The 24,920-nt window shown below is 56.4% G+C and carries 25 protein-coding genes; 15 read left to right on the top strand and 10 right to left on the bottom strand.

What is annotated here, in order from left to right; genetic code table 11:
* Positions 1-21 precede the first annotated feature (21 nt).
* Positions 22-1,569, top strand: coding sequence for a TerC family protein (locus tag HF675_RS10215; RefSeq protein ID WP_105231490.1), 1,548 nt, complete (start codon positions 22-24; stop codon positions 1,567-1,569).
* Positions 1,570-1,592: 23 nt separating this feature from the next.
* On the opposite strand, the gene HF675_RS10220 is transcribed toward HF675_RS10215, so the two are convergent.
* The 4 genes from HF675_RS10220 to pabB form a co-directional block, all read right to left on the bottom strand.
* On the bottom strand, positions 1,593-3,203 hold the full coding sequence (locus HF675_RS10220; RefSeq protein WP_187044546.1) for an EAL domain-containing protein: 1,611 nt from the start codon (positions 3,201-3,203) through the stop codon (positions 1,593-1,595).
* Positions 3,204-3,478: 275 nt separating this feature from the next.
* Positions 3,479-4,843: an L-serine ammonia-lyase gene (gene sdaA, locus HF675_RS10225; RefSeq protein WP_015672717.1), complete on the bottom strand. Its 1,365-nt coding sequence runs from the start codon at positions 4,841-4,843 to the stop codon at positions 3,479-3,481.
* A gap of 446 nt (positions 4,844-5,289) precedes the next feature.
* Entirely contained in the window at positions 5,290-5,868 is a 579-nt protein-coding gene (locus tag HF675_RS10230; protein ID WP_105231488.1) for a CoA pyrophosphatase, read from the bottom strand.
* Positions 5,865-7,238, bottom strand: coding sequence for an aminodeoxychorismate synthase component 1 (pabB, locus tag HF675_RS10235; RefSeq protein ID WP_187044547.1), 1,374 nt, complete (start codon positions 7,236-7,238; stop codon positions 5,865-5,867). Before pabB ends, HF675_RS10230 begins: the two co-directional genes overlap by 4 nt.
* 286 nt (positions 7,239-7,524) lie before the next feature.
* On the opposite strand from pabB, the gene HF675_RS10240 reads away from it, so the two are divergent.
* On the top strand, positions 7,525-8,535 hold the full coding sequence (locus tag HF675_RS10240) for a glycosyltransferase (protein WP_105231486.1): 1,011 nt from the start codon (positions 7,525-7,527) through the stop codon (positions 8,533-8,535).
* A 68-nt stretch (positions 8,536-8,603) separates the two neighbouring features.
* On the top strand, positions 8,604-8,849 hold the full coding sequence (locus HF675_RS10245) for a YoaH family protein (protein WP_105231485.1): 246 nt from the start codon (positions 8,604-8,606) through the stop codon (positions 8,847-8,849).
* Positions 8,850-8,890: 41 nt separating this feature from the next.
* Here the strand turns inward: HF675_RS10245 and purT are convergent, their stop codons facing one another.
* Positions 8,891-10,069: a formate-dependent phosphoribosylglycinamide formyltransferase gene (purT, locus tag HF675_RS10250; protein WP_105231484.1), complete on the bottom strand. Its 1,179-nt coding sequence runs from the start codon at positions 10,067-10,069 to the stop codon at positions 8,891-8,893.
* 243 nt (positions 10,070-10,312) lie between these two features.
* Here purT and cspC point away from each other — a divergent pair, with 243 nt between their 5' ends.
* The 7 genes from cspC (at position 10,313) to HF675_RS10285 (ending at position 16,235) form a co-directional block, all read left to right on the top strand.
* A complete protein-coding gene (gene cspC / locus HF675_RS10255) occupies positions 10,313-10,522 on the top strand; it encodes a cold shock-like protein CspC (RefSeq protein ID WP_015672709.1) in 210 nt (69 codons plus the stop codon).
* A gap of 174 nt (positions 10,523-10,696) precedes the next feature.
* Positions 10,697-12,079: an ATP-dependent RNA helicase DbpA gene (dbpA, locus tag HF675_RS10260; protein ID WP_105231483.1), complete on the top strand. Its 1,383-nt coding sequence runs from the start codon at positions 10,697-10,699 to the stop codon at positions 12,077-12,079.
* Between the two features lie 85 nt (positions 12,080-12,164).
* A complete protein-coding gene (locus HF675_RS10265; protein ID WP_111736929.1) occupies positions 12,165-12,485 on the top strand; it encodes a YebG family protein in 321 nt (106 codons plus the stop codon).
* A gap of 38 nt (positions 12,486-12,523) precedes the next feature.
* Positions 12,524-12,832: a N(4)-acetylcytidine aminohydrolase gene (gene yqfB, locus HF675_RS10270; protein WP_187044548.1), complete on the top strand. Its 309-nt coding sequence runs from the start codon at positions 12,524-12,526 to the stop codon at positions 12,830-12,832.
* 63 nt (positions 12,833-12,895) lie between these two features.
* Positions 12,896-13,261 (top strand): protein YebF, encoded by a 366-nt coding sequence (gene yebF / locus HF675_RS10275; protein ID WP_187044549.1) that lies wholly within the window; start codon positions 12,896-12,898, stop codon positions 13,259-13,261.
* Positions 13,262-13,442: 181 nt separating this feature from the next.
* Positions 13,443-14,096, top strand: a complete 654-nt coding sequence (locus tag HF675_RS10280; protein ID WP_105231479.1) for a tellurite resistance TerB family protein — start codon at positions 13,443-13,445, stop codon at positions 14,094-14,096.
* Between the two features lie 105 nt (positions 14,097-14,201).
* Entirely contained in the window at positions 14,202-16,235 is a 2,034-nt protein-coding gene (locus HF675_RS10285) for a S9 family peptidase (protein ID WP_187044550.1), read from the top strand.
* A gap of 34 nt (positions 16,236-16,269) precedes the next feature.
* On the opposite strand, the gene exoX is transcribed toward HF675_RS10285, so the two are convergent.
* Positions 16,270-16,938: an exodeoxyribonuclease X gene (exoX, locus tag HF675_RS10290; RefSeq protein WP_105231477.1), complete on the bottom strand. Its 669-nt coding sequence runs from the start codon at positions 16,936-16,938 to the stop codon at positions 16,270-16,272.
* Between the two features lie 263 nt (positions 16,939-17,201).
* Between exoX and pip the strand changes: the two genes are divergently transcribed.
* Entirely contained in the window at positions 17,202-18,161 is a 960-nt protein-coding gene (gene pip / locus HF675_RS10295; RefSeq protein ID WP_105231476.1) for a prolyl aminopeptidase, read from the top strand.
* A gap of 39 nt (positions 18,162-18,200) precedes the next feature.
* Here the strand turns inward: pip and HF675_RS10300 are convergent, their stop codons facing one another.
* Entirely contained in the window at positions 18,201-18,431 is a 231-nt protein-coding gene (locus HF675_RS10300; protein WP_105231475.1) for a DNA polymerase III subunit theta, read from the bottom strand.
* Positions 18,432-18,818: 387 nt separating this feature from the next.
* On the opposite strand from HF675_RS10300, the gene ftnA reads away from it, so the two are divergent.
* The 4 genes from ftnA (at position 18,819) to HF675_RS10320 (ending at position 21,442) form a co-directional block, all read left to right on the top strand.
* Complete coding sequence (ftnA, locus tag HF675_RS10305) at positions 18,819-19,340, top strand: non-heme ferritin (protein ID WP_105231474.1); 522 nt, start codon at positions 18,819-18,821, stop codon at positions 19,338-19,340.
* A gap of 423 nt (positions 19,341-19,763) precedes the next feature.
* Positions 19,764-20,147 carry a CopC domain-containing protein YobA gene (yobA, locus tag HF675_RS10310; protein WP_187044551.1) on the top strand — a complete coding sequence of 128 codons (384 nt, stop codon included), beginning with the start codon at positions 19,764-19,766 and terminating at the stop codon, positions 20,145-20,147.
* 3 nt (positions 20,148-20,150) lie between these two features.
* The gene (gene copD / locus HF675_RS10315; protein WP_187044552.1) at positions 20,151-21,032 is read left to right on the top strand and encodes a copper homeostasis membrane protein CopD; all 882 of its coding nucleotides are present in this window, start codon (positions 20,151-20,153) and stop codon (positions 21,030-21,032) included.
* A 68-nt stretch (positions 21,033-21,100) separates the two neighbouring features.
* Positions 21,101-21,442 (top strand): YebY family protein, encoded by a 342-nt coding sequence (locus HF675_RS10320; protein WP_111736936.1) that lies wholly within the window; start codon positions 21,101-21,103, stop codon positions 21,440-21,442.
* Positions 21,443-21,972: 530 nt separating this feature from the next.
* Here the strand turns inward: HF675_RS10320 and HF675_RS10325 are convergent.
* The 3 genes from HF675_RS10325 to HF675_RS10335 form a co-directional block, all read right to left on the bottom strand.
* Positions 21,973-22,455 carry a YrhA family protein gene (locus HF675_RS10325; RefSeq protein ID WP_145961119.1) on the bottom strand — a complete coding sequence of 161 codons (483 nt, stop codon included), beginning with the start codon at positions 22,453-22,455 and terminating at the stop codon, positions 21,973-21,975.
* An 8-nt stretch (positions 22,456-22,463) separates the two neighbouring features.
* Positions 22,464-23,600, bottom strand: coding sequence for an HNH endonuclease (locus HF675_RS23795; RefSeq protein WP_255427349.1), 1,137 nt, complete (start codon positions 23,598-23,600; stop codon positions 22,464-22,466).
* A 226-nt stretch (positions 23,601-23,826) separates the two neighbouring features.
* Entirely contained in the window at positions 23,827-24,918 is a 1,092-nt protein-coding gene (locus tag HF675_RS10335) for a Rieske 2Fe-2S domain-containing protein (protein ID WP_105231468.1), read from the bottom strand.
* Positions 24,919-24,920 lie beyond the last annotated feature (2 nt).

The following is a 24,920-nucleotide window of genomic DNA, read 5'->3' on the forward strand; positions in this document are numbered from 1 at the left end:
TGTCTTTTTCCGGAGTCTGACATGGAATTTTTAATGGACCCCTCAATTTGGGCAGGGTTACTGACCTTAGTGGTATTGGAGATCGTACTGGGTATCGACAACCTGGTGTTTATCGCCATTTTGGCAGACAAACTGCCGCCGAAGCTGCGGGATAAGGCGCGAATTCTGGGCCTGTCGCTGGCGCTGATTATGCGCCTGGGGCTGTTGTCGGTGATTTCGTGGATGGTCACGCTGACCACGCCGCTGTTCAGCGTGGCGGAGTTCAGCTTCTCTGGCCGCGATTTGATTCTGCTGTTCGGCGGTGTGTTCTTGCTGTTTAAGGCCACCATGGAATTGCATGAGCGGCTGGAAGGGCACTCGCACCAGGATGAGGGCAACCGCGGTTATGCCAAGTTCTGGGCGGTGGTGGTGCAGATTGTGATCCTTGATGCGGTGTTTTCGCTTGATGCGGTGATTACCGCCGTCGGCATGGTGAACGATTTGCCGGTGATGATGACCGCGGTGGTGATCGCCATGGCGGTGATGCTGCTGGCGTCCAAGCCGCTGACCAATTTCGTCAATGCGCACCCGACCATTGTGGTGCTGTGCCTGAGCTTCCTGCTGATGATCGGCCTGAGCCTGATCGCAGAAGGTTTCGGCCTGCATATTCCGAAAGGCTACCTGTATGCGGCGATCGGCTTCTCGATTCTGATCGAGCTGTTTAATCAGATTGCGCGTCGCAACTTTATCAAGCATCAGGAACGTCGGCCGATGCGTGAGCGTACGGCAGAGGCCATTATGCGTTTGATGGGGCAGCAGCGTGCTCAGCAGCAGGCGACGGAAGACGTACTGCTGCCGGCGGATGAAGCCTTCGCGGAAGAAGAGCGCTACATGATCAGCGGCGTACTGACGCTGGCCTCGCGCTCGCTGCGCAGCGTGATGACGCCGCGTACTGAGATCTCGTGGGTCGATTGCGATCGCTCACGCGACGAAGTGCGGGCGCAATTGCTGGATACGCCGCACAGCCTGTTCCCGGTGTGCCGTGATGAGCTGGATGAAGTTATCGGCGTGGTGCGCGCCAAAGATCTGCTGGTGGCGTTGGAACAGGGCGAGGATATCGCCGAGTTTGCCGCACGTACGCCGCCGATCGTGGTACCGGAAACCATGGACGTGATTAACCTGCTGGCGGTACTGCGTCGTGCCAAGGGCCGTCTGGTGGTGGTCACCAACGAGTTTGGCGTGGTGCAGGGGCTGGTAACGCCGCTGGATGTGCTGGAGGCGATCGCCGGCGAATTCCCGGATGAGGATGAAACGCCGGATATCGTTGCCGACGGCGACAGCTGGCTGGTGCAGGGCGGTGCAGATCTGCATTCTCTGGAGCAGGCGCTGAACTGTCAGGATCTGGTGAGTCCGACGGAGGATTATGCGTCGCTGGCCGGTTTCCTGCTGTCGCATTACGGCCAGATGCCGGCGGTGGGCGAAGTGCTGGAACAGAACGGTTTACGCTTTGAAATCCTGGCGGCGTCCGAATACCGCATTGAACTGGTGAGGATCAGTCAGGGAATGCCGGAACAGGCAGACCCCGAGTAATCGAGTAATCACCCACCGGAGGCTCAGGCCTCCGGTTTCATTTCTCCCCCCGCGTGGGGGACTTCCGACGCTGCACGCTGGTGCGTTTCATAGTGCTGCAGCCACTGCGGGAACTCCTGAATCGGCATCGGCTTGGCGAAGTAATAGCCCTGCAGCGCATAGACCTGACGCAGGCACAGGTAGTCGGCCTGTTCGGCCGTTTCCACCCCTTCGGCCACCAGTTTTAACTTCAGCCGGTGGGCAAGCGTGATGATGGTATCGGTGACGGTGGCGTTGATGGCATCGGTGCCGATCGCGGCGGTAAAGGCGCGGTCGATTTTCAATACGTCCGGACTCAGCTTTTTCAGATAGCTGAGCGAACTGTGGCCGGTGCCAAAATCATCAATCGCCAGCATGACGCCCAGCTCTTTCAGCGCGCGAATATGTTCGTATTGAATCTCCGACAGCGCGGTGCGTTCGGTCAGCTCCAGCATCAGCGACGGCATGGGGTTGGCCGGCAGCCAGATGCGGCGGATATCGGCGAGGATCGTCTGCGCGTTGAAGTGCTCGGCGGCGACGTTGATGCTGATATAAAACGAAGGGCGTGGCGGGAACAGCGCCAGATTTTCCACCACCGTGGTCATCAGAAAGCGGGTCAGGGGGGTGATTAACCCGTGCTGCTCGGCCAGCGGGATAAACACGTCCGGCGAGATCCAGCCTTGTCGTTTGCTGTTCCAACGCAACAGAATTTCTATGCCGAGACAGCGACCACTGGCGCCGTTAATGATTGGCTGGCAGTAAACCTGGAACTCGCGGCGGTTGATGGCATGACTGATATGGTAAGACAGGCTCATGCGATTGGCGGTAATCAGATAGACCACATAGGCAGCCAGCAGGCTGATCAGCAATGCCAGCGGTATATGGGCGGGCAGCGCGTCGAGCGCCATTCGCTGGGTTGAGGGACCGAACAGCGAGATGGTGAAGGGATACAGTCCGGAGGCTGAGGTATAGCGCAGGTTACCGCGTAGGGTGTTGCTGTCGATGATTTCTCGTTTGGCATACTCCAGGCTCTGTGCGCCGACGTTAAGCACGATACGCTGGCCGTAGGGCTGTTGCGGCTCCAGCAAAAAATCCGACAGCAGGTCGATATTGAACACGTGCAGAATGCCGCTGTGGACGTCCTGAGCCTGCGGCGTCCACATGACAAGCGTCGGCAGGCCTTTGGTCACCGACAGCGACGGACGCAGCACCAACTGCGTCTCGGCGGTAGGGCTCAGTTGTGGCAAGAGGGCGTCGAGCTGATACTGACGTTGTCCGAACAGGCTGGAACAATAAATGTCGTTATCTTTGACCAACAGCACGGAGCGCAGCGCCTGGTTCTGCGCCGCGCGATAACGCAGCGTCGCGGTCAGTGTGCTGCAGGGGCGGCCGACCAGCGCCATCGTGTGCCGGGCCTGCTCGCTGGCCGGCTGCAAAAGGCGTTCGATTTTGGTAATGGTGTGCGCCGCCAGCCGCTGTTGGCTGCGTTCGATGGTTTTAACTTCCTGATAGTAGCGAATGTATAATGAGATTAACAGGATAGCCAACCCAACCGCGCCGGCGAGCAACCAGCGATAATGGCGGTACTTGTTGACAGCAAATTGGGTCATTAACATCGACGTTGAATCCTTGTTGCGCTAAGTCATCCAATGTACAGCATCGGACTTGCTCCTACCTTCTGATTCTCGGCTAATTTTAGCCGTGATGGTAGAGGAGGAAATGATAGCGTAATAATTTATTTCAGTTGGCGTGAACAAAGGGATAAAACGCGGGTTAAACCGGAGATAGAGGCACAGCATGTCAGGAATGACGGGGTGACGTTGTCACTTATTGTTTTTAATTGGCTGAAAAAAAACAAAAACCCCGCCGATTGGCGGGGTCTTATTATGGTTTAGTCACACTGGACTTTGATTGCCAGGCCGCCGCGCGAGGTCTCGCGATATTTGGCGTTCATATCTTTACCGGTTTCGTACATCGTCTCGATCACCTTATCCAGCGATACGCGCGGCTCGCTGGTGCGGCGCAGCGCCATTCGCGCCGAGTTGATCGCTTTAACCGAGGCGATGGCGTTGCGTTCAATGCATGGCACCTGTACCTGCCCGGCCACCGGATCGCAGGTCAGCCCCAGGTTGTGTTCCATGCCGATTTCCGCCGCGACGCACACCTGTTCCGGGCTGCCGCCCAGCAGTTCGGCCAGGCCGGCGGCGGCCATGGAGCAGGCGACGCCGACTTCGCCCTGACAGCCGACTTCCGCACCGGAAATGGAGGCGTTCATCTTATACAGCGCGCCGATAGCGCCGGCGGCCATAAAGTAGCGGATATAGATATCCGGGCTGACCGACTCAATAAAGTGGTCGTAATAGGCCAGCACCGCCGGCACGATGCCGCAGGCGCCGTTGGTCGGTGCGGTAACCACGCGGCCACCGGCGGCGTTTTCCTCATTGACCGCCAGGGCGAACATGTTGACCCAGTCGATGACGTTCATCGGATCGTTGGACAGTTTGTCGGAGGCGACCAGCATGCGGCGCAGCGCCGAGGCGCGGCGCGGTACGCGCAGCGGGCCGGGCAGCACGCCTTCGGTATTCAGACCACGGTCGATACAGGCGCGCATGGTTTGCCAGACGTTGCCGAAGTAGGCTTCGATATCCTGCTTGCTATGCAGCGCCAGCTCGTTTTGCATCACCATGCCGGACAGCGACAGGCCGGTATTATGGCAGTGCTCGAGCATTTCACGCGCCGAATGGAAAGGATAGGGCACTGTGACTTCGCTGACGTCGGCTTTGCCAAAATGCGCTTCGTCGACGATAAAACCGCCGCCGATGGAATAATAGGTGTTGCTGTAGACTTCTTTATCGCCGGCGAAGGCGTGGATGCACATGCCGTTTTCATGCAGCGGCAGGTTGTCGCTGCGGAACACCATGCCGCCGTCGCGCGGGAAGTCAACTTCGTGCAGGCCGCCTGCCAGCATCAGGCGCTGACGCTGTTCGACATCGCGAATAAAACCCGGAATACCGTCAATATCCACGCTGTCCGGCAGGTTGCCGGCCAGGCCGAGAATAATGGCGATATCGGTGTGGTGACCTTTACCGGTCAATGAGAGTGAGCCGTAAACATCAACGGCAACACGCGTGATAGAAGGCATCAGGCCTTTATTTACCAGATCGTCGACAAACTGTTTGCCGGCTTTCATCGGTCCAACCGTGTGAGAGCTGGACGGGCCGATGCCGATCTTAAACATGTCGAAAACGCTAATCACGCTAGAACTCCTTAAAGAGGCATATTGTTATGGCTGCAGCGGTTAAAAACCGCGCAGGGAACAGCGATATTGTAAAGAGGCCTTACGGGTTTGGCGCTCTTTTTCGCATGAAATTAAATAATCCGTGGCGTCACAAAATGGGTGATGGCTACGGGCATGGCGCCTGCCGTAAGCAGCGTCGTACCGAGCGTCTCTCGGGCCATCGCGCCGGCGTTCCTTAACCGCACGCGGTCGGCATAACCCTATTTGCTTAGAGGTTTATACCGATTGAGCGTATTTTACAGGCATATCGTAATGTTTAAGAGAGGGTTTACAGTTTTTTTAAAACCTCAATGGCCTGCAAGATAGTTGAATTGGCAGGCCGATGAAGTGATGGCGATCGCTTTCGTGCTGAAACCCGGAATAGTCCGTGAGCGGGATGTGACGGAGATCACTTAAAGGCGGGATTACAGGCTGACCTGCTGCGCCAGACGACGGATGATGGCGGCGGTCAGCCCCCAGACGAAGCGGCGCTGATACCAGGACAGATACACCCGGTGGCGGTAGCCGTTGCGGTGAATATCCAGCGGGTAATAGCGTGACAGCGTCAGGGCTTCGTGCAGCGGCATTTCGAACACGTCCGCCACTTCGCCCTCATTGGCGTGAAAGCGGATATCGGCCGGCACCAGACCGACGATCGGCGTCACGCGAAAACCGCTGCTGCTGTCGAGCGGCGCCATCTGACCAAGTACTTGCACCGCGGCGGGCGGAATAGCGACTTCTTCCTCGGCTTCACGCAGCGCGGTGGCAATCAGTGAGGCGTCTTGCAGATCGGCCTTGCCGCCGGGGAACGCCACCTGTCCGGCATGTTTGCGCAGCGTATCGGCGCGTCGGGTCAGCAGCAGCGTAGGCTCCTCACGGCATACTATCGGCACCAGCACGGCGGCGGCGCGTACGCCGTGCGGCGTTTGTACCGCCTGCGGCAGCTGTAGCTGAAAACGGCTGATAAAGGCGGCCAGCGAATCGGGATAGGTCGGTGGGTTCACGAAGGGTTAAACTCCCCCAGAAGCGGTAAGATTCTGCCTACTTTATCAAAAGTTTCCTGATATTCCGCCTGTTCCTGGCTGTCGGCCACGATGCCGCCGCCGGCGGCGCAGTGAATGTGACCGTTTTCAGTCATCAGCGTGCGGATGGCGATATTGGTGTCCATGGTGCCGCAGGCGCTGATATAGCCGATGCTGCCGCAGTAGGCGTTGCGCCGCTGTGGTTCCAGCTCTTCAATAATTTCCATTGCCCGCACCTTGGGCGCGCCGGTAATGGAGCCGCCGGGAAAGCAGGCGCGCAGCAGTTCGCTCGCCGGCGTAGCGGCCGGCAGGCGGGCGGTAATGGTGCTGACCAGGTGGTGCACGGCTGGGAAGGGTTCGACGACGAACAGTTCGGGAACGCGCACGCTGCCGGGCTGCGCGACGCGGCCGATATCATTGCGCAGCAGATCGACGATCATCAGGTTTTCGGCGCGGTCCTTCGGCGACTCGGCCAGCCGCTGCGCCTGAGCCGCGTCCTGTTGCGGGTCGGCCAGTCGCGGCAGCGTGCCTTTAATCGGCCGGGTTTGTACCTGCTGGCGCTCCAGCCATAAAAAGCGCTCCGGCGAAATGCTGATCACCGCATTGTGCGGCAGACGTAAAAAGGCGGAAAACGGCGCGCGGTTGCTGTCGTTCAGCCGCAGAAAAGCCTGCCATTCGTCGCCCTGATAAGGCGCGGAGAAGCGCTGGGCCAGATTGATTTGATAGCAGTCGCCGCTGCGCAGGTAATGTTGAATGCGCTGAAATTTCTCGCCGTACTGCGCCCGCGTCATATTCGCCTGCCAACTGCCGGTGAGCTGGAACGTCGCCGCCGGCACCGGCCGTTGGCTGTTTAGCCACTGCCAGCGTTGTTCAATATCGCCGTAGCTCAGCAGGGTGAGCCGCTGTTGCTGGTGGTCGGCGATCAGCGCCCAGTCATAAATGCCGACGGCCATATCCGGCAGCGTCAGTTCCGCCCGGGCCAGCGTCGGCAGCGTTTCTACCCGCCGTCCCAGATCGTAACCGAACAGCCCCAGCGCCCCCCCCTGAAACGGCAGATTGTCATCGGCTGACGGGGTGAAAGGCAGCGCTGACAGCTGCTGTTGCAGCAGAGTAAAAGGGTCGTCCGTCGAACTCAGACAGTCGTCGCCATGGCGGATGTCCGTTGCCGCGCCGCGGGTGGTCAGCGTAACGCAGGGATCGGCCACCAAAATATCAAACCGGTTATGGGAGTGCTCGGCAAAGCCGGAATGCAGCAGCATGGCCCACGGCTGTGCGGACAACGGGGAAAACAGCTGCAGCAGCATGTCGCGGGTATAAGGCAAGGATTTAAGGTGCGGAGCGGTAGCAGTCATGAATTGTTATAAACCTGGCTAACGGGAACGTCGGTGTTGGGGCGTTAGTTTGCCACATTAGCGCATTGTGCGCATGTTTGACGCGCAGGGCAAAGGATAGCCGGCGAAGCATTTTTTGCTCCTTAAACGAAATTTAAATATGCAAAGATTCACGAATATTTACACGGTGTTTACATTGCTCTGGGCGATACCAGACTTTTCCAGCCAGCGGTAATCATGCGGTGTTGGGCGATGTGACATTAAACAGGTTAACTTTCCGCCTGATAATAAGTAATAGAGCAAATTTATGTCGTTAATGCTGAGCGTTATCGTCCCGATGCATAATGTGGGCGAATTACTGGTGCCATTCCTTGAGTCTTTATTGGCGCAGCAGGAACAACGTCTGGAAATTATTATCGTCAATGACGGCGCTACCGATGGTTCCGCGGAAATAGCACACGACTATGCCGCACGTTATGAACATATTCAGGTCATCGATCAGAATAATGCCGGCGTTTCAGTGGCGCGCAATCGCGGCCTGGCGGTGGCGCGTGGTAAATATGTCGCGTTCCCTGATGCCGATGATGTATTGTCGCCGGAGATGTACGCAACATTAATCGAGCAAGCGGAAAAACATCAGCTGGATGTGATGCAGTGCAACGGTGAGCGTTATTTCGAGCACAATGGTGAGCTGTTGCCGATTATTCCACCGCAGCGTTTGGCATCCACCGATGTTATTAGCGGGGTTCGGTGGTTTGAACGCGCATTAAATTCGCGTAAGTTTATTCACGTGGTATGGCTGGCGATTTATCGGCTTGATTTTATTAAACAACACCGGCTCTATTTTGAACCGGGTTTACACCATCAGGATATTCCGTGGACTACCGAGGTGATGTTTAACGCCAGGCGGGTGAAATATCTCAGCACGCCGCTGTATCGCCAGCGCGTACATGGCCAGTCGATCAGTAACCGCCGCCGCACCGGCGCGGCGAACGTCGACTACCAGCGTCATTATATGAAGATCATCGATATGCTGGTGGCGTTGAATCAACGCTACGCCGATCGTATTGCCATCCGCCCGGCGTTTCACTGGCAGATTACCCGCGAGGCGCTGGGAATTTGCCACAGCGTTCGCCGCGAGCCGGAACCGGCAGCGCAGCAGCAAATCGTACGTGAGTTCTATCAGCGTGGTATGGACGTAGTGATGGCGGCCAATGCGCGCGGAATTAAACAGGGCTGGCATGTGCTGCTGTGGCGCCATCGTCTGAAGCGGTGGCGAAGCGAGGATGTCGGCTATTCACAGGCCGCGCGACCCTAAGCTTGCGGCGGCGGCGGCGCGCGGTATAATCCCTCTCCAAATTTGCCGGAGATAAGAACATGCTTGGAATGCCGTCGCTGAACCACCAGGAACAGCAGGAAGCCGCAGAGCGCATCCATCAGCTGATGGAGCAGGGCATGAGCAGCGGCGAAGCTATCGCCCGCGTTGCACAGGAAATTCGTGAAAAGCATCAGGGAGAACGGGTTGCCGTGCTGTTTGATGAGGAAGACGAGGCCGATGATAGCGCGCCCGATGGGCAGGATACGCCCCGTCAGGATGCCGACCCGCAACACGAAGACGACGACGATTATTGATATCATTTCCGGGCGCAGCGTCCTGCTACGCCCGCATCAGTTTAACCTTGCACCACAACCGCTGCAGCCGCCTGTTTGGCGCGCTCCACTGCCTGCTCGGTGCTGTCGCCGCAGGCCAGCGCGACGCCTAAACGACGCCGTCCGGCAATCTCCGGTTTACCGAACAGCCGCAGCTGATTGGTGCCGTCCAACGCCTTATCCAGTCCGCTAAAGCGCAGATCGCCGCTGTCGAGCGTCGGTAAAATCACGGCGGATGCCGCCGGGCCGAACTGGCGGATGGCGCCGATTGGCAGACCGAGAAAGGCGCGCACGTGCAGCGCAAACTGTGAGACGTCCTGCGAAATCAGCGTGACCATGCCGGTGTCGTGCGGACGTGGCGAAACCTCGCTGAAAATGACGTTGTCACCGCAGACGAACAGCTCTACGCCGAACAGGCCGTAACCGCCGAGCGCTGTAACGACCTGGGCGGCAATCTGTTGCGCACGCTCCAGCGCCAGGGCAGACATCTGCTGTGGCTGCCAGGATTCACGGTAGTCGCCATCTTCCTGACGATGGCCGATAGGCGCGCAGAAATGCACGCCGTCGACGGCGCGGATAGTCAGCAGGGTAATTTCAAAATCGAATTTGACCAGCCCTTCGATTATCACCCGGCCGCCGCCGGCGCGGCCGCCCCGCTGGGCATAGTCCCAGGCGGCGCTCAGTTGGGAAGGATCGCGCAGCAGGCTCTGGCCCTTGCCGGAGGAACTCATCACCGGTTTGATAATGCAAGGGTAGCCGATATGTGCGATTGCCTGTCGGCAGCTCTCTTCATCATCGGCAAAGCGGTAGGTGGAGGTGGGCAGCCCGAGCGTTTCCGCAGCCAGACGGCGAATGCCTTCGCGGTTCATGGTAAGGCGGGTGGCTTCGGCGCAGGGGACGACCCGGTGGCCTTGTTGTTCCAGCTGCACCAGCATTGCGGTGGCGATGGCTTCAACCTCCGGCACGATATAGTCAGGGCGCTCCTGTTCGATAACGCTCTTCAGCGCTTCGCCATCCAGCATATTGATCACATGGCTGCGGTGCGCCACGTGCATTGCCGGTGCGTCGGCGTAGCGGTCAACGGCGATCGTCTCCAGCCCCAGACGCTGGCATTCGATAGCCACTTCTTTCCCCAATTCGCCGGATCCGAGCAGCATCACACGGGTGGCGGAAGGGCGCAGGGCGGTTCCAATAGTTAGCATAATTTCGTACCTGATGTGAAAATGAAGCCAATGTAAATCAGCGCGCAGTATATACGAAAACGATTGCGTTGCCAGCCGGTGCGCCCGCCGGCCGACAGACCGTATAGGCGGCAGAAACGAAAAAATTTGCCCTGTAGGCATGATTATGCGTTAATAATCAGCGGTGAAAGAAGACCTACATAACGCAGGGCCTTCGCGCCGTAAGTGCCGTAAAGGCAGGTTTATCAAGTAAAGGAAAGTCAAATGGCTAAGATCACTGGTCACGTAAAATGGTTTAACGAAAGCAAAGGCTTCGGCTTTATCACTCCAGCCGACGGTTCTAAGGACGTTTTCGTTCATTTTTCCGCAATCGTTAGCGATGGCTTCAAGACTCTGGCTGAAGGCCAGCAGGTTGAGTTCTCCATCCAGGACAGCCAACGTGGCCCGGCTGCAGCCGATGTTGTTGCTATCTAATTAGCGACATCGCTGCCAAAAAAACCCGCTTAAGGCGGGTTTTTTTATGCGCAGTCGCCGGGAACGGCCGCCAGGTATTATGACGGCGCCGGGCCTTCTCTGTTATCATCTGCCCCTGATAAGCTGCCGACCGGCAGCGCCGCCTTTTCATCCGCCTATAAAGAGTTTATCGCCGTGAGCACAGTTTCCTTTTCTTCCCTGTCGCTGCCAGCCGCACAGTTGGCCAACCTCAACGAACTGGGGTATGCCGCCATGACGCCAGTGCAGGCCGCGGCGCTGCCCGCAATTTTGCAAGGGCAGGACGTACGCGCCAGAGCAAAAACCGGCAGCGGTAAAACGGCGGCGTTCGGCATTGGCCTGCTGGATAAAATCAATGTCGGGCAGGTGGCGACGCAGGCGCTGGTGCTGTGCCCGACGCGCGAACTGGCCGATCAGGTCAGCAAAGAGCTGCGCCGTCTGGCGCGCTTTACCCAGAATATTAAAATCCTGACGCTGTGCGGTGGCCAGCCGATGGGGCCGCAGCTGGATTCGCTGGTGCATGCGCCGCATATCGTGGTGGGAACGCCAGGGCGGGTGCAGGAGCACCTGCGTAAAAAAACGCTGCAGTTGGACGCGCTGAACGTGCTGGTGCTGGACGAGGCCGACCGCATGCTGGATATGGGGTTCGCCGACGATATCGACGATGTGATTGCCTATACGCCGCCGCAGCGCCAGACGCTGCTGTTTTCCGCCACCTATCCTGACGGTATTGAGCGTATCAGCGCCCGCGTACAGCGTACGCCGCTCAGCGTGGAAGTGGACGACGATGATGCGCCGCTTACCATCGAACAGCGCTTCTATGAGACGACGCGCGACCAGCGTCCGGCGCTGCTGCTGGCCGCCATCCGGCATTATCAGCCGGCTTCCTGCGTGGTGTTCTGCAACACCAAGCGCGACTGTCAGAGCGTGTGCGATGCGCTGGAAGCACGTGATATCAGCGCCTTGGCGCTGCACGGCGACCTGGAACAGCGCGACCGCGATCAGGTTCTGGTGCGTTTTGCCAACCGCAGCTGCCGCGTCTTGGTGGCGACCGATGTCGCCGCGCGTGGGCTGGATATCAAAGATCTTGAGCTGGTGGTGAACTACGAAATGGCTTTCGACCCGGAAGTGCACGTGCACCGCGTTGGCCGTACCGGCCGCGCCGGCATGAGCGGCCTGGCGATCACGCTGTGTACGCCGCAGGAAATGGCGCGGGCGCATGCGTTGGAAGAGTATCTGCAACTAGATCTGAAGTGGGCGCGGGTAAGCGAACTGAGCGGGGCGAGCAACGCGCCGCTGGAAGCAGAGATGGCCACGCTGTGCATCGACGGCGGCCGCAAGGCGAAAATTCGTCCCGGCGATATTCTGGGAGCGCTGACCGGCGAAGCGGGGCTGACTGCGGCGGAGGTCGGAAAAATTGATATGTTCCCGATGCATGCTTATGTGGCCATCCGCAAGAACAGCGCCCGTAAAGCGCTGCAGCGCCTGCGTGAAGGTAAAATCAAAGGGAAAAACTGCAAGGCGCGCCTGCTGAAATAATTAACCGCGGAGGCCGCTTGTGCCTCCGCGTGGTATTACTTATACTGTGTTTATATACAGTATTTAAATCTTTTGGGGAATACGCATGGCGGTTGAAGTTAAATACGTAGTGGTCAGAAACGGTGAGGAAAAAATGACGTTCGCCAGCAAAAAGGAAGCCGACGCTTACGACAAAATGCTCGATCTGGCCGATAATCTCGGTGAATGGCTGCAGCAGGCGCCGCTGGTGCTGGATGAAGAGCAGCGTGACACGCTGAGCTTCTTCCTGGCGGAACATAAAGAGATGCTGACGCACATTCTGCGTGGCGGTGCACCACAGCAGGCGGACGCTAAGGCGGCAAAACCGAAGAGTGACAAGAAGGCGGCGACAAAAGCGGGAAGCGCGTCGGAAAAACAGGCTGCTTAATCACTATGTTGCAGCATTGTGATGAAAAAGGATCTAAGATGGGCGGTGAAATCACGTTCTTCAGCCGTTTCGAGCAGGATATTTTAGCCGAACGTAAAACCATCACCCTGCGTGATACCAGCGAATCGCATTTCCAGCCCGGCGACGTATTACGCGTCAGTCGCCACGAAGACGGAGCGTTTTTCTGTTTTATCGAGGTGTTGTCAGTGACGCCGGTTCGTCTGGACGCGTTGACCGAACAGCACGCCAGGCAGGAAAACATGTCGCTCGATGCGCTGAGGCAGGTTATCAAGGAGATCTATCCGGGGGTGGATGAACTGTTTGCGATCGTGTTTCGTAAACGTTGATCGCCTGCCAGGCCTGATGCCAGTCAGCGCTCTCCGGGTAGTGTAATGACAACTGGAGGGTATATGAGAGCAACAGGATTGGGGCTGGCCACCGTGCTGGCGGTTATTTTGGGTTTTACCGGCAGTGCTCAGGCGCAGCAGCATGAGCAGCGGACGGCGAAGGTTGGTCTGTGCGCCGGGCTGCAGGCGGCGGACGTCGCCGCACAGGTAAAGCGCGATTTCCTGCAAAACCGCATCACGCGTTGGGCATCGGATAAAAAACTGCTCGGTACCGCAACGCCGGTCGCCTGGGTCAGCCCGGATGCGGTCAGCGGTGAGGACGACCTCTGGCAGGTGCCGCTAACGGTGCGCGGCAGCAAGGCGGATAAAACCTATCGCGTCACGCTTAACTGCAAGACCGGCGATATCGCTTACAGCGAACCGCAGTAACTCCTGCGCCAGGGCGCGACGCAGGCGCCCTGATTGGCGAATCTTTCCTGTCAACTTGCCTAATGCCTCACACAAATTTTCCCCGCCATACGTTAATTGACAAAAAATCCCCTAATCTGGAGTTTTAGCAGCGTTCCGGCACAGGTGCCCGTTCGCTTTACTATCCATGCGAGGGGATGCAATGAAAAACAGTTGGATGCAGCAGATTCAATCGCTGTTGGGGCAAAAAAAAGGCGCGAACAGCAGTACAGAAGGCATCGGCAAATTGTTGGCGCCCGGCGCGCTGGGCGGATTGGTTGGCGTATTACTGGCGAATAAATCCTCGCGCAAGCTGGTCGGTAAATTCGGTAAAAACGCACTGATTATCGGCGGCAGCGCCGCGGCAGGCGCGGTGCTGTGGAACAAATACAAATCACGGGTGAAAGATACCCATCAGGATGAGCCGCAGTTCGGCATGCAGTCGACGCCGGTCGATCTACGCGCCAAGCGGCTGGTGCAGGCGCTGGTGTTTGCGGCGAAAAGTGACGGTCATATTGATGATGACGAGCGTCGTGCCATTGACGACAGCCTGACGCAGCTGCAGATTGGCGACGAAGCGCAGGCCTGGGTGCAGCAGGCGATAGAACAGCCGCTCAATCCCGATGCGCTGGCGCTCGGCGTAAAGAACGAAGAGGAAGCGTTGGAAGTGTATTACCTCAGCTGTATGGTGATCGATGTCGATCACTTTATGGAGCGCGGCTATCTTGACGCGCTGGCGCGCTCGCTGAAAATTCCCGACGATGTGAAACAGGGCATCGAGGGCGATGTGAATCAGAAAAAGCGTGAGTTGGCGTAATGCAATGCGGCGCCGCAGGATAAAAGCAGCGGCGCCTACTTGTTAAGGCAGGGGCAATCATGCCACCCTTACGCCCATCAATAGACGTAAGTGGATGATTTGGTAATGATGACCCCTCCGAAGGCGGAAAAACGCCCGTATCCGATGACGCTGCACGGCGATACCCGCGTTGATGACTACTACTGGCTGCGCGATGACGAGCGCAGCGATCCGCAGGTGCTGGCATATCTGCAGGCGGAAAATGCCTACACCGACGCGATGCTGCAGCCGCAGCAGCCGCTGCGTGAAGCGTTGTATCAAGAGATGGTGGCGCGAATTCCGCAGCAGGAGCACTCGGCACCTTATGTACGCAACGGCTACCGCTACCAGACGCGCTATGAACCCGGCAATGAATATGCGCTCTATGTGCGCCAGCCGGCGGCGGAAAGCGATGCCTGGCAGACGTTGCTGGACGGTAACCAGCGGGCGCAGGGGCGCGAGTTTTATACCCTGGGCTGTCTGGACATCAGCCCGGACAACCGCATGATGGCAGTGGCGGAAGACTTCCTGTCGCGCCGCCAATATGACATCCGCTTTAAGCATCTTCAGAATGACGCCTGGGCGGAAGAAGTGCTGGAAAACACCTCCGGCAACTTCGAATGGACCAATGATTCCGCCAGCGTGTATTACGTGCGCAAACATCCGCAGACGCTGCTGCCGTATCAGGTCTACCATCACATCGTGGGGACGGATCCAGCAAACGATCGGTTGGTATATGAAGAAACCGACGATACCTTTTACGTCGGGCTGGAAAAAACCACCTCAGAGCGCTATATCCTGATCCACCTCAGCAGCACCACCACCTCGGAAATCCTGCTGCTGGACGCCGATCGGCCCGATGCGACGCCGCAGATTTTCGTGCCGCGCCGCAAAGATCATGAATATGCCATCGATCACTATCGGCAGACGTTCTATATCCGCTCGAACAAAGACGGTAAAAATTTCGGCCTGTACCAGAGCGACGTTGCGGACGAAGCGCAGTGGCAGACGCTGATTGCCGCGCGCGATGACGTGATGCTGGAAGGTTTTGAGTTGTTCCGCGACTGGCTGGTGGTGGAAGAGCGCAGCGCCGGCCTGACGCAACTGCGGCAAATCCACTGGTGCAGCGGTGAAGAGCAGCGTATCGCCTTCGACGATCCGACCTATGTCACCTGGCTGGACTACAACCCGGAGCCGGAAACCGCGCTGCTGCGCTATGGCTACTCCTCCATGACCACCCCGGCCAGCCTGTATGAACTGAACCTCGACAGCGGTGAGCGCAAACTGCTCAAACAGCAAGAGGTGAATAACTTTACGCCGGAAAATTACCGCAGCGAGCGGGTGTGGGTGAAGGCGCGCGACGGCGTTGAAGTGCCGGTTTCGCTGGTGTACCGGGCGGACCGTTTTAACCAGGGCTGCAATCCGCTGTTGGTGTACGGTTATGGCTCATACGGCAGCAGTATGGATCCGGCCTTTAGCGGCAGCCGCCTGAGCCTGCTGGACCGCGGCTTTGTATTCGCGCTGGCGCATATTCGCGGCGGCGGCGAACTGGGGCAGCTGTGGTATGAAGATGGCAAACTGTTCAACAAGCAAAATACCTTTAACGACTTTATTGATGTCACCGAAGCGCTGGTTGAGCAGGGCTACGGCGCCGCCGGGCAGGTGTACGCCATGGGCGGCAGCGCCGGCGGTTTACTGATGGGGGCGGTGATCAACCAGCAGCCGGCGCTGTTCCACGGCGTGGTGGCACAGGTGCCGTTCGTTGACGTGGTGACCACCATGCTGGACGAGTCCATTCCGCTGACCACCGGCGAATACGATGAGTGGGGCAACCCGAATGAGAAGCCGTATTACGATTACATCAAACAGTACAGCCCTTACGATCGGGTACAGGCGCAGGCGTATCCGCACCTGCTGGTGACTACCGGCCTGCATGATTCGCAGGTGCAGTATTGGGAACCGGCCAAGTGGGTGGCGAAGCTGCGTGAGTTGAAAACCGATGACCGTCAGCTGCTGCTGTATACCGATATGGATTCCGGCCACGGCGGTAAATCCGGCCGTTTCAAAGCCTATGAGGATATCGCGCTGGAATACGCCTTTATTCTGTCGCTGGCCGAGTAAAGCAGAACGGGCGGCCGCGCTGCCGCCCGTTCTGTCAGCCAATCAGATAGTACTTCAGCGTGTGTTTCATATCCGGGTTGAGATCGGTGAGATTTTTCAGCATCCACTGTAAATAGCCCGGATCTTCCTGGGCGATCTGCTCAATCAGCCGGCCGCGATATTTGCCGAACTTAAACGTTTTTATCAGCGACGGCCGCTCGGTGATATCGGCCATCTCTTCGGCGCTCCAGGATGAGTCCTTGATAATACGCTGCAGCAGGGCGGCGGTGACGTAGCAGTCATACAGTGCCCGGTGCGGATACAGCGTATTGTCCTGCGGCAGCTGCACGTCGAGATTCAGCGCATAGCGCAGATACTGGTTGCCGTACTTGATATCCGGATACAGCATGCGCGCCAGTTTGAGGGTGCAGATCCAGCGGCCCCGCATCTCCGGCAGCACGCCGCGATCGAAGGCGGCATTATGCGCCACGTAGTAATCACTGCCGAGATAGCGGCTAATGGCGACGGCGATACGGGGTTTATCCTCGACCATCGCCTCCGTAATATGATGGATGGCCATCGCATCAATGCTGATGGGGCGGTCCGGGCATACCAAATCACTCATCGGATTGGCCAGTTGACCGTCGATCAGATCGATGGAGGCGACTTCAACAATGCCGCCGTCCAGGCCGCAGGTTTCAGTGTCAATAATGCGTAACGTCATGTCATGCTTTCCTCTTTTTCCTCCCAGCATAACGGTTGTTGAGTTTGTCGCCAAACGTTCGTTGCCGTAGAGGCGCTGGCCGCTGGTGAGAAAAACGCCGAAAGGTGACGTAATGATAAGCAATGCAATAGCCGGTCGTATTCATTTTAAGCAAACGAACGTGAACTGCCCGTTATCTGTCGGAGTTTTCAGGTTTTGCCGTTGACCTGATGGCATGCATGGGCTTTGATGAAAGCATCATTCACAGAGAGACGGAAAGCGCAATGGAACAATTACGCGGGTTATATCCGCCGTTAGCAGCGTATGACAGTGGCTGGTTGGATACCGGGGACGGTCATCGGATCTACTGGGAATTAAGCGGTAACCCGGAGGGGAAACCGGCGGTGTTTATCCACGGCGGGCCGGGGGGCGGTATTGCCCCTTATCATCGGCAGCTGTTTGACCCGGAGCGTTATAAAGTCTTGCTGTTCGACCAGCGCGGCTGCGGGCGCTCCCGGCCGCACGCCAGTTTGGACAACAATACCACCTGGCATTTGGTCGACGACATCGAACGGCTGCGTGAAATGGCCGGCGTGGAGCAGTGGCTGGTTTTCGGCGGTTCCTGGGGCTCGACGCTGGCACTGGCCTATGCGCAAACGCACCCGCAGTGCGTCAGCGAGCTGGTGCTGCGCGGCATCTTTACGCTGCGTAAACAGGAACTGTCCTGGTATTACCAGGATGGCGCCTCACGCTTCTTTCCGGAAAAATGGCAGCGCGTGCTGTCGATTCTTTCCGCCGAGGAGCGTCAGGATGTGATCGCCGCCTATCGCCGGCGACTGACCAGCGAAGATCTGGAAGTACAGCTGGAAGCGGCGAAACTGTGGAGCATCTGGGAAGGGGAAACCGTCACGCTGTTGCCAAGTACCGAGTCGGCGGCGTTTGGTGAAGATGACTTTGCGTTGGCGTTTGCCCGCATTGAAAATCACTATTTCACCCATCAGGGCTTCTTGCAGAGCGACGATCAGCTACTGCGCAACGTGCCGCTGATTCGCCATATCCCTGCGGTGATTGTACATGGCCGCTATGATATGGCCTGCCAGGTGCAAAACGCCTGGGATTTGGCGCAGGCATGGCCGGAAGCTGAACTGCATATTGTAGAAGGGGCAGGGCATTCGTTTGATGAACCGGGGATTCTGCACCAGCTGATGCTGGCTACCGATCGTTTTGCCGGTAAAACGGTGTAAGCGCGCGGCGGATGCGGAGAGCCGCATCCGCCGCTGTTGTTATTTGCTTTTCGGTTCGTAAGGCAGGCGAGAGAACTTGTGCGACGCCATCCGGTAGTGGATGACGCGTTCGCGGAAGTAGTCGCGCAGGTATTCCGGCTGTTCACGCTCCACCACTTCAGGAATCACCGGCATATTATAGCGTTCTTTGAACGCCACGCCGGAAGCGGCTAAATCCACGTTAACCTTGTCCATCTCTTCTTTCGAGAGTTCTGCCAGATTGTATCCCACGCTATGCTCCTTACTGATACCGCATTTATCTGCGCAGAAGGTAATGCACCGCGCAGCGCTTGGCAAGCCCGGCGTGACGCTGCGAGCGCCTTATGGGGTAATGATAATTATTTTTATATAGCTGGGCAGCTAATGTCGTCATTGTTTTTATTTGTGATATCTATTGTTGTTATTTCAAATAAGAATGATTCGCCTTTAGATCTCAGGCAAGATGAAAATAATTATCATAAATATTAACACTGGCGGGTTTTAATTTTAACCAAATGATAAATAAGAATATTTAAATTAATCATCATTTGATGTAAATCAACTGTTTTTATTTTGTTTTTGGCAGTGCATAATACGGCACATATAAAATATTGGCCTGCAAAATTGAAAGGAATAACTATGCTGACGCAAGAAATGACAAAGCAGTTGAATGAACAACTCAACCTTGAGTTTTATTCAGCGAACCTGTATTTGCAGATGAGCGCATGGTGTGCGGATAAAGGCTTTGAAGGCGCTGCAGCCTTCCTGAAAGAGCACTCACAGGAAGAAATGCAGCATATGCAGCGTCTGTTTGATTACCTGAGCGATACCGGTGCGCTGCCAGTGCTGGGCAGTATTGCCGCGCCGCCGGTAGAGTTTGAGTCGCTGGCCGATGTGTTCCAGCAGACCTACGAACATGAGCAACTGATTACCCGTCAGATCAACGAACTGGCGCATGTGGCGATGACCACCCATGATTACTCGACCTTCAACTTCCTGCAGTGGTACGTTGCCGAGCAGCATGAAGAAGAGAAACTGTTCAAATCCGTACTGGATAAGCTGGCGCTGGTCGGTACCAGCGGCAAAGCGCTGTTCTTTATCGACAAGGATCTGAAGAAAATGGGCGCGGCCGGCGGCGAAGACAGCAACGGCCAGCTGTAATTTTCAGCCCGGAAACAGCCGCGCCTGCAGATAATGCCGGCGCGGTTTTTTTATGCCTGCCGTTATTGCGGTTATACAGCGAAACGTGCTGCCATTTTGAAAAATGGCAGCGATGTGCTCGACTTGATGATAACTCATCGTTATGATCTAACAGAATACGCTGTTCGGAAGAGGTTTTCTGCGTGCGTCACGCACGGTTTGTTCCTGTTCCCACGGCGTTGCCATCATGCCGGGTCGGGGCTGCTGACTCCCCCTCAATGAATTGGGTTGCCGCACGCAACGCGGGTCGTAGGGGATATATGGCTCTGGCGTGGTCGTGACACGCGAGTACCCGTATTATTCGGCTGGCAGGAGCGCCAGGCTGCCTGCACCCCGAAGGCTGACGGGTATTCCGTCCTCATCTTTGTATTAAGGGATACCACTGTGATCGGTAAAATTCGCTCCTCATCTCGTCTGCTCGCCACGCTGTTCGCGCTGTTTGTCGGTTTGTCTTCGCAGCAGGTTTTAGCGCATGCTCACCTTAAATTGCAAACGCCTGCGGCGGATGCCACCGTCAGCCCGGCGCCGCAGGCGTTGACGCTCAGCTTCTCGGAAGGTATTGAACCGGGCTTCAGCAAAGTCAAACTGATCGGCCCGGATAATAAAGCGGTCAAAATCGGCAAACTGCAACTGGACGCCAAGGATAATGCCAAAGCCACCATTCCGATTCCGGAAGCGCTGCCGGCGGGGAAATATCAGGTCGACTGGCACGTGGTTTCCGTTGACGGACATAAAACCAAAGGCCAATACAGCTTTACCGTAAAATAACCGATGACCCTGGCGACTCTGTTTGTCCTGTGTCGCTTCGTGCACTTTACGGCGGTGATGCTGATGTTCGGCATTGGTTTGTTCACCGCCTTACTGTCGCCGCAGCGGCTCTCTGCGTTACTTTCCCGCGATTTGCGTCCCTGGCTGACGATGTCGGCGCTGGCGGCTGCCGTTTCTGCCGTGGCGCTGCTGGCCGTGCAGGCCGGTCAGATGGGCGACGGCTGGCAGGATACCTATCAGTGGGATGTCTGGCTGGCGGTGCTGGGCACCACCTTTGGTGAAGTGTGGCGCTGGCATCTGGCGTTGTCGGCATTATCGCTGGCGGCGCTGTGGTTGCCGCTGCGCCTGCGCGCCGGGGCGAGCGCCATGTTGGGCGGGCTGCTGCTGATCAGTATGGCTTTTATCGGCCATGCGGCGATGCACACCGGTCTGTTCGGCACGCTGCATCGTGTTAGCCATGCGCTGCATCTGCTTGCCGCCGGCTACTGGTTTGGCAGCCTGCTGCCGCTGCTGGTCTGCCTGCGTTATCTGCACCCGGCAGCGTGGCGTGCAGAAGCGGTGAGCACACTGATCCGTTTTTCCCGCTGGGGACATCTGGCGGTGGCGGTGGTGCTGATAACCGGCGTCCTCAACAGCCTGATGATCGTCGGCGGGTGGCCGCTGGACGTGTCATCGCCGTATCAGCGTTTGCTGCTGATAAAAAGCGCGCTGGTGCTGCTGATGGTGGGCGTGGCGCTGACCAACCGGTATGCGATCGTCCCGGCGATGCGCAGCGTGCCCAACCTTGCCCAGCGCGGCGTGGTTTGGGCCTGCTGGAGCGAGCTGGCGCTGGGCGGGGCGGTGTTGCTGCTGGTCAGTCTGTTTGCCACCTATGCGCCAAATTGATATTGCGACTTGCGGTACTCCCCTGAATTACGGGAAAATTGAATCAAATAGCTACTTAAGGTCATCACATGAAACGTGCATTATTAGCCCTCGCACTGCTGGCGGGCGCAGGCGGCGCACTGGCCGCGGAAGGTCTGGAAAATGTCACCAAGCTGGAATTCGGCAAGCAGTGGGCGTTTACCAAAGAGGAAGTCACCCTGCAGTGCCGTAAAGACGGCGCGCTGTTTGTGCTGAACAACAGCACGCTGATGCAGTATCCGCTGAACGATATTGCGCAGGCACAGGTGACATCCGGCCAGCAGCGCGCACAGCCGCTGGCAACCATCCTGCTGGATGACGCCAATAACCCCGGAGAAAAAATGAGCGTCGAGCCGTTCCGCGAGCGTGCACAAACGCTGTGCGCCAAGTGAGGCAAAGCGCCGCGTAGGCTTATCAATAAGTTAACGACTGGGTGAATTCTGTACGCATTTGATGCCGCTTGCAAACTATCACCCGCCGTGCGTCTGGCTGGCAAAAGCCGCCGTGTAGGCTACGCTTAAAGTGCATGGCTGAACAAGCCCTGCAATAAATGCCAACTTTTAGCGCACGGCTCTCTCCCAAGAGCCATTTCCCTAGACCGAATATAGGAATCGTATTCGGTCTTTTTTTAATTTGTTGATTTTATTGTGTTATATTGTTATTCGCGCATCGCTGGGAACTGTCGTTTCTGGCGGCATCAAGCAAGCATGCAATCGTCGTTGCCAACTGGGTTAAGCACTACGGCGGCAATTACATCGTTCGGTGAAAGCGCTCAACTTGTCCAAGAAAATTACGAATAGGGGTAAGTTTTTTGGAAAAAATCCCGACCAAATCACTGGGTCTATCAGGAAATCATATACCTGATAAATATTCCATTATCTAGAGTTACAGATAGGGGAGGAGGGTCTATCTATAATTTTTTTTAGGCATTATTCACCTGTATAGTTTTCACTACTGAGGATAGAAAACTTTCAAATGTGTCATGAGATTCGTAGGATTCATCAATGGCAATACGATCCCGCATATCCCATTTTTGTGTACGGACGTCGTATACGAAAGTATCTGTTCCATTATTTCCAATAACGATTAGATGATCATATGATTCAACATAAGCATTAGGGGCTTTTTGGGATATCAAGGTTAGTTCATCATTGTATTCGATGAGTCGGTTATACTTGGACTTCCCATGATTTTCCAGGCCGTATATACGAATGCCATCTATCTGAAAACCATCCATTAGACGGATAAACTGACCATATTGTGCCCAAAAATCATGTTGCTGAGAGCCAATTTTCCTACCGAAATCATAATACGGTAGGTTAGCTGTAACACCAGGGTACACGGGGTACTCTAACAACTCAGCAAGTTTTTGAATTTCTTCGACAATATCATTCATATTTTTCATTTTAAATCTCACGGATAGATAACGCCTTTAGGTACAGGCCAAAGTACTTCACGCGACTCCCCTGAGGACATTCCTCTGGTAATACGAGATTGTGTAGTTGTAAATACAGCGTGTTCATACCGCTCATTAATAAGAGCTAAATTATTGAAGTCATTAGTTCCGCTATCGTCTAATGGAAGTTTATGATGAACTGACCAGTCCTCAGGAACCCTTCCTTTGGCTATGAGCTCTAAATCATCAGAGTTAAACCTTCTGGTAGCCTCAGGGTTATCAGAAATAGACTTAAGAAAGTTTTTCCTTACTTTTCCATCAAATTCTCTGCGTAATAGTTTTGCTTCCTCTCTGGAACGTCGAACATAGTTCATCTTAATAACATCGATATTATCCAGTAATTTACGCTCGCCTTTATATGTACCCAAGAATTGTTGTAGTTCTTCCAGTGATTTGACATTGGCTACGCCACCACTTGGAAGCTTTGCCACGGCCACGATGGATGATAGTGCGATCAGCGAGCCAATAGACTGAGGGTTTGCAACCTGATTAAATCCATCCGCAGCCTCTCCACCGAGCTGTTTTGCTGTTTCAGCAAACCCCTCCACATTCTGGTTATATATCCCGCCTGCGGCTAGCAACCGTCCAACTGCTTTGCTATTTAACGTATTGAGCGCTTTTTTAGCGGTTTGAGGCTGCTGTGGAACAGGCCGAACGGTAGCTCGCGGGCGGCTTTGTCCGCGACGCGATGCGACAGCTTGCTCGTAATAGTGAATAATTCGGTTGGCGCCATCAAGCTTAAAGGCGCTGTAGCCAGAATTTGATACCAGAAACCCCTGATGATTGATGTAAAACGCGAAGTCTAACGGGTTCCATAGTGACTTGGTGTCGATATAAACAACGTCACCATGCTCGATGTTGTGTTTTATCGACTTGGCATAATAGCCTTGCTCATCAACCGGGGAAGAGTCCCAGGCAACGCGTTCCTTGATATCTGAACCAAAGTTACTAAAACCTATGGCGCTTTTATGATCGAATGTATAGCGGCGACAAATTTTATCCCATGCACGGGATGGTGTGACGATCCGGTCATACAGTTCAGGTACAAGTTCCCCATAGAACAGGTGGTACAGGTTATCAGGCAACCTCTTCACGATGAGCAACATTCCTTGTTAATTGACATGGCCGTAACATAGCCAACTACGCCCAAGGTTTCAATGCGCGAGGGGAGTGACTAAGGTAAAGGCGTATATAATCACAGGCTTTAAAATGGCCGGAATCCTCACACCGTGCTATCTGTGACGCCGCTCGTCAGGCTTGTCAGCAGCCGGCGAAACGACGTCTCCGACCCCCATCCGGGCAAGACCCCCAACTCACGCATCACCGCTCGCTGACCGCGCGGTCGGCCCATCCCCGGTAGAACGCCCGGTACTTGAGCACCAGCTTGTCGTACTTGCTGTACGCGCCGCCGCCGTCCGGCTTCATCCCGTTCCAGATTTTGACGTCATACTGCGCCGCCTGTCTGGTCTGCAGTCCGAACAGCATGTAGTCGGTCGCGCGGCGCAGGGCGCCGCCCACCTTTTTGATCGAAATAAGCATGTGCATGATGTTCTTGTCGTCGCTCACCGGCGTCACACACTGGAGCAGCTTGTATTTGAAGTCTCCGTCCAGAGAGACGGTCATGACACATCCGCCGGGGTAGCCATCGAAGTGCAGGTTCATCTGCGACATGTTCAGACCGAGCGCACGCGCCAGCATGCCGAAGGGCCCGAAGTAGCGGTCCACGGTGAAGTCGATCCCGGCGCCGAACCACGCGCCTGACTGGGCCAGCGGCCCGACCTCCGGCCATTGGCGCCAATCGTCGAACAGCCGGAGTTCGAAGGCCGAGATCGGGAGCTCGTGCACCGGGGCCGCGTGCTGCGCGTCGTAGAAGTTCTCGACGATGCGCAAGACCGCCGTCGTGGTTTCGAACGCGAAATGCAGGTGCATAAAATCATCGTTGTCGACGTCGGCGGCGGCGATGTCGGGCAGTGGATGCTGCGGCTCGGGGGAGCCGTACCAGACCCACACGTAGCCGTATCGTTCGGCGGTGACCAGCGTCGGCTGACGCACCGAGCGTGGCACAGGTTCCAGGCTGCGCACCGTCTGACTGTGGCCGGGAATGTGAACGCACTGGCCTTGCTCGTCGTACTGCCAATGATGAAACGGGCACTGGATGCAGCCGTCCTTGACCTGCCCGTCGGCCAGGTTCGCGCCGAGGTGCGAGCAATGGCGATCCATCACCACGGCCTGTCCTGTCGCGCCGCGCCACGCCACGCACGGACGGCCGAAGAGCGTCAGCGCCTTCGGTTTGTCCTTGAGGTCGCTTGAGCGTATCGCAACGTACCAGCTTGCGGCCACGGATGTTGTTGCGTCGTATGCCTTCGGGGGATGCGCCTTGACGCTTGCCTGATTCAATTGAATATCGTTCATCG

The sequence above is a fragment of the Serratia sp. JUb9 genome (assembly GCF_014298095.1).
Taxonomy (GTDB): domain Bacteria; phylum Pseudomonadota; class Gammaproteobacteria; order Enterobacterales; family Enterobacteriaceae; genus Serratia_B; species Serratia_B rhizosphaerae.